19 protein-coding genes and 1 pseudogene are annotated in these 18,517 nt (G+C 73.8%); 17 read left to right on the forward strand and 3 right to left on the reverse strand.

Features of this window, described 5'->3' with window-relative positions:
• From BLW04_RS20290 to BLW04_RS20305, 4 genes are all read left to right on the forward strand, one after another.
• The coding region (locus tag BLW04_RS20290) for a transposase (protein ID WP_139306939.1) at positions 1-324 on the forward strand (324 nt) is incomplete at its 5' end.
• A gap of 33 nt (positions 325-357) precedes the next feature.
• A complete protein-coding gene (locus BLW04_RS29345) occupies positions 358-1,203 on the forward strand; it encodes a hypothetical protein (RefSeq protein ID WP_091546589.1) in 846 nt (281 codons plus the stop codon).
• A 73-nt stretch (positions 1,204-1,276) separates the two neighbouring features.
• A complete protein-coding gene (gene rlmN / locus BLW04_RS20300) occupies positions 1,277-2,470 on the forward strand; it encodes a dual-specificity RNA methyltransferase RlmN (protein ID WP_254781819.1) in 1,194 nt (397 codons plus the stop codon).
• Positions 2,467-3,192, forward strand: coding sequence for a VIT1/CCC1 transporter family protein (locus BLW04_RS20305; protein WP_091546594.1), 726 nt, complete (start codon positions 2,467-2,469; stop codon positions 3,190-3,192). The genes rlmN and BLW04_RS20305 overlap by 4 nt, the downstream gene beginning before the upstream one ends.
• A 63-nt stretch (positions 3,193-3,255) precedes the next feature.
• On the opposite strand, the gene BLW04_RS20310 is transcribed toward BLW04_RS20305, so the two are convergent.
• Positions 3,256-3,576 (reverse strand): DUF2631 domain-containing protein, encoded by a 321-nt coding sequence (locus tag BLW04_RS20310; protein WP_091546598.1) that lies wholly within the window; start codon positions 3,574-3,576, stop codon positions 3,256-3,258.
• A gap of 179 nt (positions 3,577-3,755) precedes the next feature.
• On the opposite strand from BLW04_RS20310, the gene dxr reads away from it, so the two are divergent.
• The 5 genes from dxr to BLW04_RS20335 all read left to right on the forward strand — a co-directional run bounded on the left by dxr (position 3,756) and on the right by BLW04_RS20335 (position 10,397).
• Positions 3,756-4,952 (forward strand): 1-deoxy-D-xylulose-5-phosphate reductoisomerase, encoded by a 1,197-nt coding sequence (gene dxr / locus BLW04_RS20315; RefSeq protein ID WP_091546601.1) that lies wholly within the window; start codon positions 3,756-3,758, stop codon positions 4,950-4,952.
• A gap of 31 nt (positions 4,953-4,983) precedes the next feature.
• On the forward strand, positions 4,984-6,324 hold the full coding sequence (locus BLW04_RS20320) for a M50 family metallopeptidase (protein ID WP_256375501.1): 1,341 nt from the start codon (positions 4,984-4,986) through the stop codon (positions 6,322-6,324).
• 66 nt (positions 6,325-6,390) lie between these two features.
• Positions 6,391-7,518, forward strand: coding sequence for a flavodoxin-dependent (E)-4-hydroxy-3-methylbut-2-enyl-diphosphate synthase (gene ispG, locus BLW04_RS20325; RefSeq protein ID WP_371327810.1), 1,128 nt, complete (start codon positions 6,391-6,393; stop codon positions 7,516-7,518).
• Positions 7,519-7,558: 40 nt separating this feature from the next.
• On the forward strand, positions 7,559-8,410 hold the full coding sequence (locus BLW04_RS20330) for a GNAT family N-acetyltransferase (RefSeq protein ID WP_091546610.1): 852 nt from the start codon (positions 7,559-7,561) through the stop codon (positions 8,408-8,410).
• A 109-nt stretch (positions 8,411-8,519) separates the two neighbouring features.
• Positions 8,520-10,397 carry a penicillin-binding transpeptidase domain-containing protein gene (locus BLW04_RS20335; protein ID WP_254781821.1) on the forward strand — a complete coding sequence of 626 codons (1,878 nt, stop codon included), beginning with the start codon at positions 8,520-8,522 and terminating at the stop codon, positions 10,395-10,397.
• A gap of 113 nt (positions 10,398-10,510) precedes the next feature.
• Here BLW04_RS20335 and BLW04_RS20340 read toward each other — a convergent pair whose 3' ends face one another.
• Positions 10,511-10,990 (reverse strand): ferritin-like domain-containing protein, encoded by a 480-nt coding sequence (locus BLW04_RS20340; protein ID WP_091546613.1) that lies wholly within the window; start codon positions 10,988-10,990, stop codon positions 10,511-10,513.
• Positions 10,991-11,011: 21 nt separating this feature from the next.
• Positions 11,012-11,530: a hypothetical protein gene (locus tag BLW04_RS20345; RefSeq protein ID WP_091546682.1), complete on the reverse strand. Its 519-nt coding sequence runs from the start codon at positions 11,528-11,530 to the stop codon at positions 11,012-11,014.
• Positions 11,531-11,771: 241 nt separating this feature from the next.
• Between BLW04_RS20345 and rimP the strand changes: the two genes are divergently transcribed.
• The 8 genes and pseudogenes from rimP (at position 11,772) to BLW04_RS20380 (ending at position 18,515) form a co-directional block, all read left to right on the forward strand.
• Positions 11,772-12,455 carry a ribosome maturation factor RimP gene (gene rimP, locus BLW04_RS20350; RefSeq protein ID WP_091546616.1) on the forward strand — a complete coding sequence of 228 codons (684 nt, stop codon included), beginning with the start codon at positions 11,772-11,774 and terminating at the stop codon, positions 12,453-12,455.
• Positions 12,452-13,567, forward strand: coding sequence for a transcription termination factor NusA (nusA, locus tag BLW04_RS20355; RefSeq protein WP_091546619.1), 1,116 nt, complete (start codon positions 12,452-12,454; stop codon positions 13,565-13,567). The genes rimP and nusA overlap by 4 nt, the downstream gene beginning before the upstream one ends.
• Positions 13,568-13,575: 8 nt before the next feature.
• Complete coding sequence (locus tag BLW04_RS20360; RefSeq protein ID WP_091546625.1) at positions 13,576-13,971, forward strand: YlxR family protein; 396 nt, start codon at positions 13,576-13,578, stop codon at positions 13,969-13,971.
• Positions 13,972-14,032: 61 nt separating this feature from the next.
• Positions 14,033-14,173: pseudogene (locus BLW04_RS29245) on the forward strand (translation initiation factor IF-2 N-terminal domain-containing protein); the annotation flags it as partial.
• 1,080 nt (positions 14,174-15,253) lie between these two features.
• Positions 15,254-17,089 (forward strand): translation initiation factor IF-2, encoded by a 1,836-nt coding sequence (gene infB, locus BLW04_RS28755; protein WP_254781825.1) that lies wholly within the window; start codon positions 15,254-15,256, stop codon positions 17,087-17,089.
• Between the two features lie 126 nt (positions 17,090-17,215).
• A complete protein-coding gene (locus BLW04_RS20370; protein WP_091546632.1) occupies positions 17,216-17,515 on the forward strand; it encodes a DUF503 domain-containing protein in 300 nt (99 codons plus the stop codon).
• Positions 17,516-17,670: 155 nt separating this feature from the next.
• A complete protein-coding gene (gene rbfA / locus BLW04_RS20375) occupies positions 17,671-18,228 on the forward strand; it encodes a 30S ribosome-binding factor RbfA (protein WP_091546636.1) in 558 nt (185 codons plus the stop codon).
• The gene (locus BLW04_RS20380) at positions 18,225-18,515 is read left to right on the forward strand and encodes a hypothetical protein (protein ID WP_091546641.1); all 291 of its coding nucleotides are present in this window, start codon (positions 18,225-18,227) and stop codon (positions 18,513-18,515) included. The genes rbfA and BLW04_RS20380 overlap by 4 nt, the downstream gene beginning before the upstream one ends.
• The last annotated feature ends 2 nt before the right edge of the window (positions 18,516-18,517 follow it).

The raw sequence follows: 18,517 nt of genomic DNA on the forward strand, positions 1-18,517 counted from the left end.
GGCGACACCGGCGCGTTCCGGCTGCTGGCGGACAAGGCGTACTCCCATCCCAGTACGCGGGCGCACCTGCGGGCGAAGAAGATCGCTCACACGATTCCCGAACGCAGCGACCAGATCGCACGCCGCAAGGCCAAGGGCTCGGCCGGTGGGCGACCACCGGCCTGCGATGCCGAGCTCTACAAGGACCGCAACACCGTCGAACGCGGGTTCGGCCGGCTCAAGCAGTGGCGCGCTATCGCCACCCGCTACGACAAATACGCCACCACCTACCTCGGCGGTGTCCTCCTCGGCTGCATGATCATCCATCACCGCGTCCGCAGTTAGCAGACACGCTCTAGACCCCGCCGCCGGGCGCGCGTGCTGTTGCCCCTCGCCGCGCTGGTGGTCGCCGGTGGCTTCGCCGTGCTGCACACGGTCACCGGCGACGGCCCGGCCGAACCTGCACCGGCGGCCGCCGTGCAGTACGACAGCAGCCGGCCCACCGCGGCTCCGCGCAGCGGCTTCACCCAGTCGGCCGCCGTGCCGACGATCCAGCCTCCCGTCAGCAGCAGTCCCGCTGCGAGCACCTGCCCGTCAGCCGTGGGCACCGCTCCGGCGGCCGGCCGATCCACCGTCGCCGCATCCCCGCCGGTGGCCGGCGTCCCGGCACCCGCGGAGACTCGCGAGCCGCCGGCTCCACAGACCGTCCCCGCACCGTTGACCGTGGCGGCAGCTCCGGCGGCCGAGAAGCCGGCCGGCACCGGCCCGCCGCCCGGTGACCCGCTCACCGACGCCACGGACGACGACTCGGGCGTCCCGAACCGAGGGGCCGACGGTGACGCGGGGGCTGGCGGGGACACCCCGCACGGCGACACCGGCCAGGACTCCGGCACCGCCGGCCAGGACCCCGGCGGCACCGCCGGCGAGGACACCGGCGACGACAGCGGCCACGGCACCGCCACCGACTCCGGTGACGACCCCGGCACCGACCCCGGTGACGACCCCGGCACCGACCCCGGTGGGGACGACGGAGTCGAGCTCCCGATCGACCTCCCCCCGGACGGCGGCACGGGCGGCACGGGCCCCACCGGCGGCGACGGCAGCACATCCGGCGAGGACGCGGGCGGAGCGACCGGCACCGGTGCGACCACGCCGTCCGGCTCTCCCGACCCGACGTCCGACCCCGACAGCACCCCGGTCCTCGCCCCCGCCGGGCGCCACTGAGCCGGCGCCGGGAGCCATCTCACCCTCGCCGGCCCGCCCCCACCCGTCCGGTGGTGGGACCATCGGAAGTGCCATGACTGCCCTGCCTCTCGTCTTCGACGCCCCGCGGCGCACCAAGCCGCCCCGCCACCTTGCCGACCTGACCCGCGAGGAGGCGCGCGCGGCCGTCGCTGAGCTCGGGCAGCCGGCCTTCCGTGCCGACCAGCTCGCCCGGCACTTCTACGCCGGGGTGGCCGACCCGGCGCTGATGACGGACCTGCCCGCCGCCGTCCGGGGCGACCTCACCGCCGCCCTGCTGCCGGGGCTGCTGACCCCGCTGCGGCACCAGTCAGCCGACGGCGGGCGCACCCGCAAGACCCTGTGGCGGCTGCACGACGGTGCGCTGGTGGAGAGCGTGCTGATGCGCTATCCCGAGCGGGCGACCGTGTGCATCTCCAGCCAGGCCGGCTGCGGGATGGCGTGCCCGTTCTGCGCCACCGGCCAGAGCGGCCTGACCCGCAACCTGTCCGCCGCCGAGATCATCGGCCAAGCGGTGGCCGCTGCGGCGGCGATGGCCAACGGCGAGATCCCCGGCGGCCCGGGCCGGCTGTCCAACGTGGTGTTCATGGGCATGGGCGAGCCGCTGGCCAACTACCCGCGGGTGCGCAAGACCCTCGAAGCGCTGCTCACGCCGGCTCCGCATGGGCTCGGGCTGTCACAGCGCTCGGTGACCGTCTCGACCGTCGGCCTGGTGCCGGCGATCCGCAAGCTCACCGAGGAGGGTCTCAACGTCACCCTCGCGGTGAGCCTGCACGCCCCGGACGACGAGCTGCGCAACACCCTGGTGCCCATCAACACCCGCTGGAAGGTCGGCGAGGTGCTCGGTGCCGCCGACGACTACGCCCACCGCACCGGCCGGCGGTACTCGGTGGAGTACGCGCTGATCCGCGACGTCAACGACCAGCCCTTCCGTGCCGACCTCCTGGGAAAGCTGCTCTCCTCGCGGCTGGCGCACGTCAATCTGATCCCGCTCAACCCCACCCCGGGCAGCCCCTGGGACGCCAGCCCGCTGCCTGCGCAGCGGGAGTTCGTCGCCCGGCTGCGCGCCGCCGGTGTGCCGACGACGGTCCGCGACACCCGCGGCTCGGACATCGACGGCGCCTGCGGACAGCTGGCCGCCGCCGACCAGGTGGACGGCGTCCCGACCGTCGCGCTGCCGGCGCCTGGTCCCGGTGACCGGGGGACGCCCGGGTCGGTGTCGCTGGGCGCCGACCCCGACGAGGAGTGACCCGGCCCGGCGGTGGGGCCGAGCAGGCCGAGGCGCACCCGCACACCCACGCCGACGTCTCAGGCGGCTGGCTGCGCGCGGCGGTCTTCGGCGCCATGGACGGACTGGTCACCAACACCGCCCTGGTCGCCGGCGTCAGCGGCGGCGGGGCGAGCGCGCACGCCGTCGTCCTCTCCGGGGTCGCCGGCCTGGTGGCCGGTGCGATCTCGATGGCGCTGGGTGAGTACACCTCGGTGAGCACCCAGAACGAGCAGCTCGACCTCGAGGTGGCCAAGGAGCGGCACGAGCTGGCCACCAACCCCGTCGGCGAGCAGCAGGAGCTGGCCGAGCTGTGGGAGGCCCGGGGTCTGGACGCCCCGCTGGCGCGCGCGGTGGCCGAGCAGCTCTCGCGGGACCCGGAGCAGGCCCTGCGGGTGCACGCGGTCAGCGAACTCGGTCTGGATCCCGACGAGAAGCCATCGCCGATGACCGCAGCGGTCTCCTCGTTCCTGCTGTTCGCCGTCGGCGCGGTGATCCCGCTGTTGCCCTTCCTGCTCGGCGCGCCCGTGCTCTGGCTCGCGCTGCTGTGCGGCGGAGTCGGACTGGTCGCGGCCGGGGTGCTCTCCGCGCAGTTCACCCCGCGGCCGTGGTGGTCGGCGGCCCTGCGCCAGTTGCTCTTCGGTGCCGTGGCGGCCGGCGCGACGTACCTGATCGGCCTGGCGATCGGCGTCGGCGCCGCCTGACGACCCCCTCCGGGAGCGGAGACGGGCCGTCGACCTCCAGCCGCCGGAGCGGCGGCCGAGGAGCTAGTTCTTGCGCCAGGCGTTCTTTCGCCGGCGGGCGTCCCACAGCATGATCACGACGATCCCCACGGCGAAGCCGACGAGGTAGATGTTCTCGACGTTGCCCTCGTGGTTCCCGAAGACCATCGCGATCAGGAAGATGGTCGGCAGCACCAGGAGGAAGCGGCCGCCCTTGCCCATCTCGTGGTGCCAGCCCCAGTCCTCGGGGCGCTCGTGCTCGATCGGCGTCGACCCCGCCCGCACGATCCCCTCTTCGCGGTTGGACTGCTCGATCACCCGCGCGCTGGTCTGGTGGCCCTGTCCACGGCCGGTGTGCTCACTCACTTGGCTTCCTCGCTGGCGCTCGTCGGCCGCGTTCGCGGCACTGCGGTGCTGACTGGTGAACTCGCACGCTCGTTCGGCCTGCTGAACTCGCACGCTCGTTCGGCCCGAATGATGCCAGGCCCACCGCGCGGCCACCCGGCGACCGGCGGGCGCGGTGCCGGTGTTGACAGGATGGGCAGGTGGACGAGCCGCGGAAGGTCACCGTGCTGGGGTCGACCGGGTCGATCGGCCGCCAGGCGATCGCCGTCGCGCGGCAGAACCCCGGCCGGCTGGAGATCACCGGGCTGGCCGCCGGTGGTGGGGACGTCGCCCTGCTGGCCGAGCAGGCGCTGTCCCTCGGGGTCCGCACGGTCGCCGTCGCCCGAGCCACCGCAGCTCAGGACCTGCAGCTGGCCTTCTACGCCTCGGCGCAGCAGCGTGGCTGGGCGCAGGGGCGGTACGCGCTGCCGGAGATCCTGGCCGGGCCGCGGGCCGCCGAAGAGCTGGCCGCCCGCCCTGCCGACGTCGTCCTCAACGGGATCAGCGGCTCCATCGGACTGCGGCCGACGCTGTCGGCCCTGCGGGCCGGGCGCACGGTGGCGCTGGCGAACAAGGAGTCCCTCGTCGCCGGCGGCGACCTGGTCACCGCCCTCGCCGCGCCCGGCCAACTGGTGCCGGTCGACTCCGAGCACTCGGCCCTGGCGCAGTGCCTGCGTGGTGGTGCCCGCGGTGAGGTCGCCCGGCTGGTGCTCACCGCCAGCGGGGGACCGTTCCGCGGCCGCAGCGCCGCCGGGCTGGCCGACGTCACCCCCGAGCAGGCCCTGGCCCACCCCACCTGGGACATGGGACCAGTGGTGACCATCAACTCCGCGACACTGGTGAACAAGGGCCTGGAGCTCATCGAGGCACACCTGCTCTTCGACGTCCCGTACGCCGACATCGATGTGGTCGTGCACCCGCAGTCGATCGTCCACTCGATGGTCACCTTCACCGACGGCGCGACCATCGCCCAGGCCAGCCCGCCGGACATGCGGCTGCCCATCGCCCTGGCGCTGGCCTGGCCCGACCGGCTGCCCGACGTCCAGCCGGCCCTGGACTGGTCGACCGCCAGCACCTGGGAGTTCGCGCCGCTGGACTCCGCGGCGTTCCCCGCGGTGCGACTGGCCCGGCAGGCGGGGGAGGCCGGTGGCGTCGTCCCGGCGCTGTACAACGCAGCCAACGAGGAGGCGGTGGCGGCGTTCACCGCCGGACACCTGTCGTTCCCAGCCATCGTGCAGGTCATCGCGGGTACCCTCGACGCCGCGCCGGACCTCGGCGCACCCAGCTGCGTCGAGGACGTGCTGGCTGCGGAGAAGTGGGCCCGGGAGCACGCCCGCGCCGCGATCGCCGGAGGCTGAACTGAGCGGGATTCTGCTGACCGTCCTGGGGATCGTCGCCTTCGCCGCGGGGCTGATGTTCTCCATCGGCTTCCACGAGGCCGGTCACTTCTTCTGGGCCCGCAGGTTCGGCATGCGGGTGCCGCAGTTCTTCGTCGGCTTCGGTCCCACCGTGTGGTCCCGCCGGCGGGGGGAGACCGAGTACGGCTTCAAGGCCGTTCCGCTGGGCGGCTACATCCGCATCGTCGGCATGATCCCGCCCGCCGAGGAGGGCGAGAGCAAGCGCGCCACCCGGATGCGCAGTTTCATTGCCGAGGTCCGCGGCGCCGCGCTCAACGACGTGCTCCCCACCGACGGCGACCGGGTCTTCTACAAGAAGCCCTGGTGGCAGCGGGTGATCGTGATGTTCGCCGGGCCGTTCCACAACCTGGTGCTCGCCGTCGTGTTCTTCACCGTCGTCCTGGTCGGCTTCGGCGTCCCCGAGTCGACGACGACCATCGCCGCGGTCCCCGCCTGCGTGCTCCCCGCCGGCGCGGCCAGCGCCACCGCCCCCGACCCGTGCTCGGTGCCGATCACCTCCGACGGCGCGTTGTGCGAGGTCGGCGCCGCCGGGTGTGCGCTGCCACCCGCGAGCCCCGCCTCCCGGGCAGGGCTCGCGGCAGGCGACACCATCCTGGCCGTCGACGGCCGGCGCGTCTCCTCGGAGACCGACGTCGGCTGGACCCAGGTGCAGCGCGCCATCCGCGGCAGCATCGACACCGACGTCGTGCTCACCATCGAACGGGACGGTGAACGGCGGCAGCTGACGGTCACCCCGATCGAGAACCGCGTCTACACCGACGCGACCGGCGACCAGACCATGAGGGTCGGCTACGTCGGCGTGAGCCCCGCGCAGGCCTACGTCCGGCAGTCGGTCACCGCGGTGCCGGCCTTCCTCGGCGACACCATCGGCCGGTCGGTGGACAAGCTGGTGCAGATGCCGCAGCGGGTGCCGGCGCTGTTCGGTGCGGCGTTCCTCGGCGACGAGCGGGACCCCAACGGGCCGATCGGTGTCGTGGGCGTCAGCCGGATCTCCGGGGAGGTGTTTGCCTTCGACGACTTCACCGTCACCGAGAAGATCAGCTACTTCTTCCAGCTGCTGGCCGGGGTGAACCTGGTGCTCTTCCTGTTCAACCTGCTGCCGATCTACCCGCTGGACGGCGGCCACGTCGCGGGTGCGCTCTACGAGAAGGTTCGGTCCTCCGTCGCCCGGGTGCGCGGGCGACCCGACCCAGGCCCGTTCGACATCGCCCGGCTCATGCCGGTGGCCTACGTCGTCGCCGGGTTGTTCCTCGCTCTGTCCGGGCTGCTGTTCGTCGCCGACATCGTCAACCCGATCACGCTCTCGCAGTAGGAGACGCGTCGCCGTGACCGCAGTAGGAGACTGGTAGCCGTGACCGTCTCGTTGGGCCTGCCCGCCCTGCCGCCGCCCGTCCTCGCCCCGCGCCGCAAGACCCGCCAGCTGGACGTGGGCGGCGTCGGCGTCGGCAGTGACTCCCCGGTCAGCGTCCAGTCGATGTGCACCACCAAGACCGCCGACGTCAACGCCACGCTTCAGCAGATCGCCGAGCTCACCGCGGCGGGCTGCCAGATCGTCCGGGTTGCCGTGCCCGACACCGACGACGCCGACGCGCTCGCCGAGATCGCCCGGCACTCCCAGATCCCGGTGATCGCCGACATCCACTTCCAGCCGCGCTACGTCTTCGCCGCCATCGAGGCCGGCTGCGCCGCCGTTCGGGTCAACCCGGGCAACATCAAGAAGTTCGACGACAAGGTCGGCGACATCGCCCGCGCCGCCAAGGACCACGGCACCCCGATCCGGATCGGCGTGAACGCCGGGTCGCTGGACAAGCGGCTGCTGGCCAAGTACGGCAAGGCCACCCCCGAGGCGCTGGTGGAGTCCGCGCTGTGGGAGTGCTCGCTGTTCGAGGAGCACGACTTCCGCGACATCAAGATCTCGGTGAAGCACAACGACCCGGTCGTCATGGTGCGGGCCTACGAACTGCTGGCCGCCCAGTGCGACTACCCCCTGCACCTGGGCGTCACCGAGGCGGGGCCCGCGTTCCAGGGCACGATCAAGTCCGCGGTGGCCTTCGGTGCGCTGCTGTCCCAGGGCATCGGCGACACCATCCGGGTCTCCCTGTCGGCTCCGCCGGTGGAGGAGGTCAAGGTCGGCAACCAGATCCTGGAGTCCCTCAACCTGCGCCAGCGCGGCCTGGAGATCGTCAGCTGCCCGTCCTGCGGGCGCGCGCAGGTCGACGTCTACAAGCTCGCCAACGAGGTGACCGCCGGCCTGGAGGGCATGGAGGTCCCGCTGCGGGTGGCCGTGATGGGCTGTGTGGTGAACGGCCCGGGGGAAGCCCGTGAGGCCGACCTCGGCGTCGCCTCGGGCAACGGCAAGGGCCAGATCTTCGTCAAGGGCGAGGTGGTCAAGACCGTGCCCGAGTCGATGATCGTCGAGACCCTCATCGAGGAGGCCATGCGGATCGCCGAGGCGCAGGTCGCCGCCGGCACCCCCTCAGGTCCGCCGGTCGTCACCGTCGCCTGAGCCTGGCGCGGGGGACACCGGAACCGGACGGGGGAACGACGTGCTGCGCACCGCATCGGCGCGCGTCCTCGACGAGGACGACGAGGGCGCCGTCCGTGCCCTGCTGGCCACCGACCCGGTCGCTGCCTGCATGCTCGCCGGCCGTATCGAGGTGCACGGCACCGCGGCCTCGACCCTCGGCGCACCGCTTTGGGGTCTGCACTCCGGGCGCCAGCTGGACGCCGTCTGCCTGGCCGGGGCCAACCTGATCCCCTTCGCCCGTCCCGGCGCCGAGCGCGCGGCCGCCGGCGCCTTCGCCGACCGGGCCCGCCGGGCCGGGCGGCGGTGCTCGACGATCGTCGGTCCCGCCGGGTCGGTCCTGCCGCTGTGGGAACTGCTGGCCCCGGTCTGGGGCGCCGCCCGCGACGTGCGCCCCAGCCAGCCACTGCTGGCCATCTCCGGCCCGCCGACGGTGCCCGCGGAACCGCGGGTCCGCCCGGTGCGCACCGACCAGCTGCCGACCCTGCTGCCGGCGGCGATCGCCATGTTCACCGAGGAGGTGGGGGTCAGCCCGCTGCGGGTGGACGGCGGCGCCGGCTACCGGGCCCGGGTGGCCGACATGGTGCGCGCCGGTCAGTCGCTGGCCTGGATCGAGGGCGACGAGGTGCTGTTCAAGGCCGACATCGGCGCGGTCTCCCGGGACGCCTGCCAGGTGCAGGGCGTCTGGGTGGCCCCCCGGTACCGCGGCCAGGGGATCGGCCAGCGCGGCACGGCGGCGGTGGTGGAGTACGCCCGGACGGCGGTCGCCCCGGTGGTCAGCCTCTACGTCAACGACTTCAACAGCCCGGCGCGCGCCGCCTACGCCCGGGTCGGCTTCACCCGGGTGGGCACGTACGCCTCCGTGCTCTTCTGACCCACCGGCCCCGGTCGTCCCACCCGCGCGGGAGGGTCCGCCCGGTCGTCTCCCGCGGTCTGCGAAGCTCGGGGACGTGTGGAATCGACGGGGTTCGTCTAGGGCCGCAGTGGCGGCCGGCGGGGTGCTGCTGCTGGTGGGGCCGGTGCTCTCGGGCTGCTCCAGCGACCCGGCCGACGAGGTGCGCGACGCCGCGCAGACCTTCCTGGCCGACTGGACCTCCGGGAACACGAAGGGCGCCGCGGTCGGCACGACCGACGCCGCCGCGACCACCGCGCTGCTCGAGCAGACCGCCACCGACCTGCCCGACGCGACGCTCAGGGCGAAGACCGGCGACGTGTCCGTGACCGACGAGGGCGCCACCGTCGCGTGGACGGCGAGCTGGGACCTCGCGGCCGCACCGGACTGGACCTACGATGCCACCCTGGAGCTCACCGACGGCGACGACGGCTGGAAGGTGGTGGCCGAGCCGACGATCGTGCACCCGCAGCTCGGCGCAGGGCAGCACCTGGAGCTGGCCCGGAGCCTCGCCGACCGGGCCCCGATCACCGACGCCGGCGGCGCCGCCCTCTTCACCCCGACCGAGGTGGTGAACGTGGGCGTCGACCCCGCGCAGGTCACCGACCTCCCGGCGCTCTCGGCGGGACTCTCGGCAGCCACCGGGGTCGCCGCCGGGCAGATCACGACCGACGTCCAGGCCGCCCCGGCCGGGCAGTTCGTGCCGGTGATCACGTTGCGCCGGCCCGACTTCGAACGGATCCGCGCCCAGGTGTTCGACCTGCCCGGCGCGGTCTTTCCGACCGACACCCGGCTGCTGGCCCCCAGCTCCCGGTTCGCGACCGCGCTGCTCGGCCGGGTGGGGGCCGCGACGGCCGAGGTACTCGACCAGGCGAAGGACGCGGACGGAAAGGCCCGGTACGCCGCCGGCGACCAGCTGGGGCTCTCCGGCCTGCAGCGCGCCTACCAGGCGCAGCTGGCCGGCACCCCCGGCTTCAGCGTCTCGGTGGTCAGCGCCGACGAGAGCACCGGCGACACCGGGACCGTCGTCGGTTCGGTCGACCCCGTCGCCGGCATGCCGGTGCAGACGCCGCTGGTGCCCGCCCTGCAGAACGCCGCGGACGCCGCGGTCGCTGGCCAGCCCCTGGCCACCCATCTCGTGGTGGTGCGTCCCGGCACCGGCGAGGTGCTCGCGGTGAGTTCCAACGAGGCGGCGAACCCGGCGAACGCACTGTCGGGCCAGTTCCCACCCGGGTCGAGCATGAAGACGATGACGGCGACGGCACTGCTGTCGGCCGGCACGCTGACCCCCGACTCGCCGGTCGCCTGCCCGGGCACGACCGTCGTCGACGGCCGGGAGTTCGAGAACGAGGACCAGTTCCACCTGGGCACGGTGTCGTTCACCGAGGCGTTCGCGCAGTCGTGCAACACCACGTTCATCCAGCAGGCGGTGACCCTGCCCGCCGACGCGCTGTCCCAGGCCGCGGCCGCCTACGGCGTCGGCAGCGACTGGCAGCTGCCGGTCGGCATCTTCAGCGGTGCGGTGCCCACGACGAGCACCGGGACCACCAAGGCGGCCGACGCGATCGGGCAGGGCGAGGTGCTGATGAGTCCCGCGCAGCTGGCTCTGGTCGCCGCCGGAATCGCCAGCGGCACCCCGGCCGCACCGGTCGAGGTGGAAGGCGCCGACCCGGCCGGTCCCGCGCCGGCCGGCCCCTCGCAGCAGGTGCTCGACGCGCTGCGGCCGATGATGCGCCAGGTGGTGCTCTCCGGGACGGCACGCGGCCTGGCCGACCGCGGTGAGGTCTACGGCAAGACGGGCACCGCGGAGTTCGGCTCCAACACCCCGCCGGACTCCCACGGCTGGTTCATGGGCTACCAGCTGGGCGGCCCGCAGGGCGACATCGCCTTCGCCGTCCTGGTCGAGGCCGGGCAGAGCAGCTCGGTGGCGGTCGGCGTCGCCGACGCCTTCCTGGCCGCGCTGGGCTGAAGAAGGCCCCCTTCCTGGAGAAAGGCATCCCTCCTGGGTCCCCTCGCGAGCTCGGGGACGCCCTGGAGAGGGCCATCCGGAGCTCGGGACGCCCTTGAGGGGGTCAGAAGCGCTCAGCTGTCGGGGAGGCCGGGGAACGCGCTGGTCACTGGCGTGCGGCCGGCGGCCGCACGCCAGGCGACGGCCCGCAGCTCGGTGGCGGTCAGCACGGCCACGCCGAGCTCGCGGGTGCTGCGCTCGCCGGCCTGGTCCAGCACCCAGGTCCACGCCCTGGCCACGCCGTCCTCCAGGGTGAGCGCCAGGACGGCGGCGTCGACCGCGGAGAGCACCGGGAAGGGCAGCGTGTAGGCCGCCTGCGTCCCGACCGGGTCGACGCCGCGGGAGTCCAGCAGCTCGGTCACCTGGTCGCGGACGATGCGGTGGGCCTGCCGAGCGTCGTCCACCGGGCCGCGTTCGCCGACCGGCAGCGCCGCGCCCACCACGCCGTAGCCCCACCCCGCGGCGTGGGCCGCGGCCAGCGCGTCCTGCAGAGCGGCGTCCTCGGGCGCGGTCGGCGCCCTGCTGCCGGTCGGGGTGCTCTCGTCGTCAGCCACGGGTGGGCCTCCTCCTGTCGCTCATGCCAGCTGCCCGTCCTGCCCGCGCAGCCCGGCGGCGATGCTGCCCAGCAGCGCCGCGCGGGCGCCGCTGAAGCCGGGACAGGCGGTGGCGTGCGCGTCGGCCGCACGGGACGCCTCGGTGCGCAGGTACCCCAGCGCGCCGGCTGGGTCCAGCGGTGGCGCAGCGGGCGAGATCGCGTCGGACGAGGTCGCGGCCGACGACGTGGACCCGACGCCGGGCGCCGCCGCCCGGAGCCGCTCGAGCTGCTGGCGGGCCTGATCGGCCTGCTCGGCGGCCGCGGCGGCGAGCTCGGGAAAGGCGGCGAACGCGCGGTCGAAGGCGGCGACCAGCGCCGTCTGCACGTCGAACTGGGCGGCGAGCTGGTCGATCTGGGCCTCGGTGACCGCGTCGGCGGTGTCGCCGGTCTCGGCGGTGCACCCGACGGCGACCACGACGGTCCCGGCCAGGGTGGCGACGAGCAACGTGCGCCGGGAGAAGGTGCCGGCCGCAACGGTACGACGTGAGGAGTCGGACATCACCTCCATCCTCGCAGCCCCGGCCGCTCCTGGCCCTCGAACGCACCGGTGCGGTGGCCTGCTCCTGCGCGGGCGCTCGACCCGGAGCTGGGGGCGGTAGCCTGGACGTTCCTGCGCAGCACGCCGCCGGTCCGACCTCCCCGGTCGGCCGATCGTCGGGTCCTGCGGCGGCCGGGACGGTCCGGGCAACCGGTGCAGCACCGACAACAGCAGAACGACGACAGCGAGGAGGAGGCAGCCGGTGTCCGCACGAGATGCATCCGCCGCCCACCACCCCGCAGACCGGACCACCGCGCGGCTGACCGCGTCGGTCGAGCCGGCCGTGACGGCCGCGGGGTACGACCTGGAGGAACTGGTGGTCCGGGCGGCCGGTCAGCGGTCCGTCGTCCGGGTGGTCGTCGACCGCGACGCCGGGGTCAGCCTGAACGACGTCGCCGAGCTCAGCCGGGCCGTCTCCGAGGTGCTCGACGCCGACGGCGACGACATGGGTCGCTCGCCCTACGTGCTGGAGGTCACCAGCCCCGGCGTGGACCGGCCACTGACCCTGCCCCGGCACTGGCGGCGCAACGCCGGCCGACTGGTCACCGTGGCGGTGGGCCCCGAGCGGGACCGCGAGCAGGTGACCGCGCGCCTCCTACGGGTCACCGATGAGGGCGTCGTCCTCGCGGTGGAGAAGGGCGGGGCCAAGAAGGGCCAGGTGCGCCGGACGGTCGGGGAGCGGACCGTGGCCTGGGCCGAGCTGGGGGAGGGGCGAGTGCAGGTCGAGTTCACCCGGCCGCCCGGGCACCGCGACGCCGCCCTGGTCGCCACCGTCCCCGAGGGCGAAGGTGCCGACGACGACGAGATCGACGACGAGGTCGACGACGAGGTCGACGACGACCTGAACGACGAGCACGACCCGTCCGGGTCCGGAGGAGCACAGTGAACATCGACGTGACCGCCCTGAAGGCGGTCGAGCGGGAGAAGGGCATCCCGGCGGACACCGTCCTGCTGGCGATCGAGACCGCCCTGGTGACCGCCTACCGGCACGCCGAGGGTGCCGCGCCGCACGTGCGCGTGCACGTGGACCGCAAGAGCGGCGAGGTCGCCGTGCTCGCCCAGGAGCTCGGTCCCGACGGTGAGGTCGTCAACGAGTGGGACGACACCCCCAGCGACTTCGGCCGGATCGCGGCCAGCACCGCCAAGCAGGTGATCGTCCAGCGGCTGCGCGACGCCGAGCACGAGCAGACCTTCGGCCAGTACGCGGGCAAGGAGGGCGACATCGTCAGCGGGGTCGTGCAAGCCCACGACCGCCGCAACCACCAGGGCATGGTGCTGGTCGACATCGGCAGGGTCGAGGCGACCCTGCCCCCGACCGAGCAGGTGCCCGGCGAGTCCCATCCGCACGGCAGCCGGGTGAAGGCCTACGTCGTCTCCGTGGCGCGCACCTTCCGCGGCCCGCAGGTCACCCTGTCGCGGACGCACCCGAACCTGGTCCGCAAGCTGTTCGCGCTGGAGGCCCCCGAGGTCGCCGACGGCAGCGTGGAGATCGTCGCCGTCGCCCGCGAGGCCGGTCACCGGTCCAAGATCGCCGTCCGGACGACGGTGCCCGGCCTGAACGCCAAGGGCGCCTGTATCGGCCCGATGGGCCAGCGGGTGCGCAACGTGATGAGCGAGCTGAACGGCGAGAAGATCGACATCGTCGACTGGTCCGACGACGATGCCACCTTCGTGGCCTCTGCACTGTCCCCGGCGCGGGTGACCAGCGCCCGGGTCGTCGATCCGACGGCCCGCGCCGTCCAGGTCGTCGTCCCCGATTACCAGCTGTCGCTGGCGATCGGCAAGGAGGGGCAGAACGCCCGCCTGGCGGCCCGGTTGACCGGGTGCCGGATCGACATCCGCAGCGACACCGCCCCCGAGGGCACTGACGGTCCGGTCTCCCCGGGGGTCGGTCGGGCGCCGCTGCGGTCCGGGGCGCGCACCCCGGCGCGGCCACCGCAGGGGGCCGGCCGCCCGCCCGTACGCCGGGCGGAACATCCGGCACCCCCGGCGCGCTAGACTCGTCGATGGCCGACTCGTCGATCCCGGTCCGCACCTGTGTGGGGTGCCGGGGGCGCGCTCAGGTCACCGAGCTGTTGCGTGTCGTCGTCCGCGACGGGGGGCTGACCCCCGATCCGCGGCGGCGGCTCCCCGGCCGGGGTGCGTCCCTGCACCCCACCGTGGAGTGCCTGCAGGCAGCAGTCCGGCGTCGGGCCTTCCCGCGTGCGCTGCGCTGCAGCACACCGCTGGAGGCCGGTCCGCTCGAGAGCCACGTTCGCAGGTCGGTTCCCGACACAGCGGGCCGGCCCCCGGCGGGCGCACGAGCGGCGAAGGCAGCACCACAGTCGGACCGGCAACCGGCCGGTCCGCACGTCGAGAGCAGGACGTCCTCGGATGAGCCACCTGTGAAGTCGTCACGATGACCATGTACCACTGACTTAGGGGTCGAGCGGGCCAGCCGCCGGCCTCACCAAGAGGAGACCCGTGCCAGGCAAGGCCCGCGTACACGAGCTCGCAAAAGAGCTCGGCATCGACAGCAAGACAGTGCTCGCCAAGCTCAAGGAGCAGGGCGAGTTCGTGAAGTCCGCGTCCTCCACCGTCGAGGCCCCCGTGGCCCGGCGGCTCCGTGAGGCGTACCCCGGCGGGAGCAGTTCCGGCAGTGCGCCCCGTCCCGGTCCCCGGCCGTCGGCCCCCGTCCCGCAGCCGGCCGCCCCGGTCGCCGCGACTCCGGTCGCGCCGTCCCCGGTCGCCCAGACGCCGGTCGCCGCGGCGCCCGCGGCTCCGGAGACTCCGTCGGTGGCTTCCTCGCCCGATCGTCCAGCCGCACCGGGCCCGCGCCCGGGGCCGCGTCCGGCCACCCCGGCACCGGCCCCCGCCGTCCAGGAGCCGGCTGCCCAGCAGCCGGTTGTGCAGCAGCCGGCGGCCAGCGCGCCTGTCCAGCAGCCCGCGGCCCCGGCTCAGCCGGGTCCGCGTGCGGTCGGGCCGCGTCCGGCCGGGGGCACCGCCCCCGGTGCTCCGCGTCCGGCTGGTTCCGGTCCGCGTCCCGGCCCCCGGCCGGCGCCGCGTCCGGGCAACAACCCCTTCAGCAGTGCCCCGCGTCCGGCCGCGCCGGGCCGCCCGGTTGCTCCCGGTCAGGGCGCTCCCGGTCAGGGCGCTCCCGGTCAGGGCGCTCCCGGTCAGGGCGCTCCCGGTCAGGGTGCGCCTGGCCAGGGCGGTCCCCGTCCCGGCCCGGGTGCCGGTGGATCTCGTCCGGCGTCCGGGCCCGGTGGACCTCGTCCGGCGTCCGGGCCCGGTGGACCTCGTCCCGCGTCCGGCCCCGGTGGACCTCGTCCTGCCGCCGGTCCGGGTGGGCCCCGGCCCAACCCGGGGATGATGCCGCAGCGACCGAGCCCGGGCATGATGCCCGGCCGTCCGTCCGGCCCCGGCGGTCGTCCCGGCGGCGCCCCGGCCGGCCGTGGCCGGCCAGGCGGTGCCCCCGGTGGCGGCGGCGGCGGCTTCCGTCCCGGCGGCGGTGGCCCTGGCGGCCCCGGTGGTGGTGGCGGTGCTCCGACTGGCGGCTTCCGCCCCGGTGGCGGCGGTGGCGGCCGCGGTCGTGGCCGCGGTGGTTCCGGTGCCGGCACGGCGGGTGCCTTCGGGCGTCCGGGTGGCCGCGGGCCGGTTCGTGGGCGCAAGAGCAAGAAGCAGCGGCGTCAGGAGTTCGACTCCATGGCGGCGCCCAGCATGGGCGGCGTCAGCCTGCCGCGTGGCAACGGGCAGACCGTCCGGTTGCCGCGGGGTGCCTCGCTGACCGACCTGGCCGAGCGGATCAACGCCCAGCCGGCCGCGCTGGTCACCGCCCTGTTCCACCTGGGCGAGATGGTCACCGCGACGCAGTCGGTCAACGACGAGACGCTGCAGCTGCTCGGTGCCGAGATCGACTGGGTCATCCAGGTGGTCAGCCCCGAGGACGAGGACCGCGAGCTGCTCGAGACCTTCGACCTCACCTTCGGTGACGAAGAGGGCGACGAGGAGGACTGGCACATCCGTCCGCCGGTGGTGACCGTCATGGGTCACGTCGACCACGGCAAGACCAAGCTGCTGGATGCCCTGCGCCACACCAACGTGGTGGCGAAGGAGGCCGGTGGCATCACCCAGCACATCGGCGCCTATCAGATCGTCACCGAGCTCGAGCACAACGAGCGGCCGATCACCTTCATCGACACCCCGGGTCACGAGTCGTTCACCGCGATGCGTGCCCGTGGCGCCAAGGTGACCGACATCGTGGTGCTGGTCGTGGCCGCCGACGACGGCGTCATGCCGCAGACGGTCGAGGCGCTCAACCACGCCCAGGCCGCCGCGGTGCCGATCGTGGTCGCGGTCAACAAGATCGACAAGGAGGGGGCCAACCCCGCCAAGATCCGTCAGCAGCTCACCGAGTACGGCCTGGTCGCCGAGGAGTACGGCGGCGACACGATGTTCGTCGACGTCTCGGCGACCACCCGTCAGGGCCTGGACGAGCTGTTGACGGCGATCCTGCTGACCGCGGACGCCTCGCTGGACCTGCGCGCGAACACCGAGCAGGACCCGCAGGGCGTGGTCATCGAGGGCAAGCTGGACAAGGGCCGCGGCCCCGTCGCCACGGTGCTGGTCCAGCGCGGCACCCTGCGCCAGGGCGACTCGATCGTGGCCGGCGACGCCTACGGGCGAGTCCGGTCGCTGCTCGACGAGCACGGCAACAAGCTCAAGGAAGCCCTGCCGGCCCGTCCGGTGCAGGTTGTCGGCCTCACCTCGGTGCCGCGGGCCGGTGACACCTTCCTCGTCGTCGAGGAGGACCGCATCGCCCGGCAGATCGCCGATCGCCGCCAGGCCCGCATCCGCAACGCGCAGAACGCCACCATGCGGAAGCGGATCAGCCTGGAGGACCTCGACGCTGCGCTGCGCGAGACCCGTCAGCTCAACCTGATCATCAAGGGCGACAACTCAGGCACCGTCGAGGCGCTCGAAGAGGCGCTGATGAAGATCGAGGTGAGCGACGACATCGCGCTGCGGGTCATCCACCGCGGCGTCGGTGGCATCACCAAGAGCGACATCGACCTGGCGCTGGCCGACGACGTCATCGTCCTGGGCTTCAACGTCCGGGCCGAGGGTCAGGCCACCGAGCTGGCTGCCCGTGAAGGGGTGGACGTCCGGTACTACACGGTCATCTACCAGGCCATCGAGGAGATCGAGGCCGCCCTCAAGGGGATGCTCAAGCCGGTCTACGAAGAGGTCCAGCTCGGCACGGCGGAGGTCCGCGAGGTCTTCCGGGTGCCGAAGATCGGCAACGTCGCCGGTTCGCTGGTCCGCAGCGGCACGATCGTGCGCAACTCCAAGGCGCGGTTGATCCGTGACGGTGCCGTGGTCGCCGACAACCTGACGGTGGAGTCCCTCCGCCGGTTCAAGGACGACGCGACCGAGGTCCGCGAGGGTTACGAGTGCGGCATCGGACTGGGGTCGTTCAACGACATCAAGCCCGAGGACGTCATCCAGACCTTCGAGCTGCGGGAGAAGCCGCGCGAATAACGGAAGGACCCCCTTGCCCCCCACCACTCGCAGCCTCGTGGCGGGGCCCTGCAAGGGGGCCGGGAGCCGGTTCCGCACCGCTCGGTGCGGAACCGGCTCCGCCCGGTGGCAGGGAGGAGTGAGCCGGTGTTCACCGGGTCGCTGACCGCCGACCTGCTGCTGGGCGACGTCCACTCGCTCAAGGAGAAGCGCGCCGCCGTTCGGCCGATCGTGGCTGAGTTGCGGAAGCGCTTCGCCGTGGCGGCCGCCGAGGTCGGTGACCAGGACCTGCACCGCCGTGCGCAGGTCGGGGTCGCCACCGTGGCAGCCGACGCGGCCCAGGTCACCGACGTGCTCGACGCGTGCGAGCGGTTGCTGGCCGAGCGGCCGGAGGTGACGCTGTTGTCGACGCACCGGCAGCTGCTGTCCGACTCCGACGAATGTTGAAGGACCCCGTCCTCCCCACCCCTCGCAAGCTCGGGGCGGGACCCGGGACGGGGCCGCGGGCCGGGGCTCCAGACCAGGGAGCTCCGGCCAGCGCCGTCCACCCGCCGTCTGCGTCCGCCCGGACGCCGGCGCTGACGAACGAGGAGGCCCCTCCGATGGCCGATTCGGCCCGGGCACGCCGCCTGGCGGTGCGCATCCGTCAGATCGTCTCCGCCACCATCGAGATGCAGATCAAGGACCCACGGCTGGGCATGGTGACGATCACCGACGCCCGCGTGACCAGCGACCTGCGCGAGGCCACGGTGTTCTACACCGTCTACGGGGACGAGACGCAGATCGAGGACTCCGCCCGGGCACTGGCCAGCGCCACCGGCGTCCTGCGCTCGACGGTGGGCAAGCAGACCGGCATCAAGTTCGTGCCGACGCTGGCCTTCATCGCCGACATCGTCCCGGACACCGCACGGGAGCTCGAGGAGGCGCTGGAGCGCGTCCGGCACGCCGACGCCGAACTGGCTCGCGCCCGCGAAGGCGCGGAGTACGCCGGCGAGGCCGACCCCTACCGGCGCCCGGTCGAGGACACCGACGACGATCTCGACGCCAACCCGGACGACCCGGACGAGGACGGGGCAGCCGGGGACGACGCCGTCCCGGACGACGTCCGAAACGGGCTCGACACCGCCCCGCAGCCCCAGCAGACCAGGAGCGCACCGTGACAGAAGCCGTCGATCCGGACCCGTACGCGCCCGACGAACACCGGGGCGAGTCCACCCTCGGCGGTCGCCAGGAGCCGGCGGACGGCGACCCGACCGTGGGTGGCAAGCGTGGCGAGATCGGCGAGACCGGCAGCATCGCGGCCGACGAGCCCGATGACGGTGGCCCGGCCATCCCGGTCGGCGGCGGTTCCGTCACCGAGGAGCCCAACGCCGCACCGGTGGCCGGCCCCGGACCGGGCGACGGCACCTCCGCCGGCGCCGGGTCCGCGGCCGCCGACTCGGACTGACG

The organism is Modestobacter sp. DSM 44400, from assembly GCF_900107175.1.
GTDB lineage: Bacteria > Actinomycetota > Actinomycetes > Mycobacteriales > Geodermatophilaceae > Modestobacter.

What these genes read in the sequence shown, in the direction of transcription:
- rlmN (WP_254781819.1), top strand. Translation starts at nt 1,277, where the DNA reads ATGACTGCCCTGCCTCTCGTCTTCGACGCCCCGCGGCGCACCAAGCCG.
- BLW04_RS20345 (WP_091546682.1), bottom strand. Translation starts at nt 11,530, where the DNA reads ATGTCCGACTCCTCACGTCGTACCGTTGCGGCCGGCACCTTCTCCCGG.
- BLW04_RS20360 (WP_091546625.1), top strand. Translation starts at nt 13,576, where the DNA reads ATGGCCGACTCGTCGATCCCGGTCCGCACCTGTGTGGGGTGCCGGGGG.
- infB (WP_254781825.1), top strand. Translation starts at nt 15,254, where the DNA reads ATGGCGGCGCCCAGCATGGGCGGCGTCAGCCTGCCGCGTGGCAACGGG.
- rbfA (WP_091546636.1), top strand. Translation starts at nt 17,671, where the DNA reads ATGGCCGATTCGGCCCGGGCACGCCGCCTGGCGGTGCGCATCCGTCAG.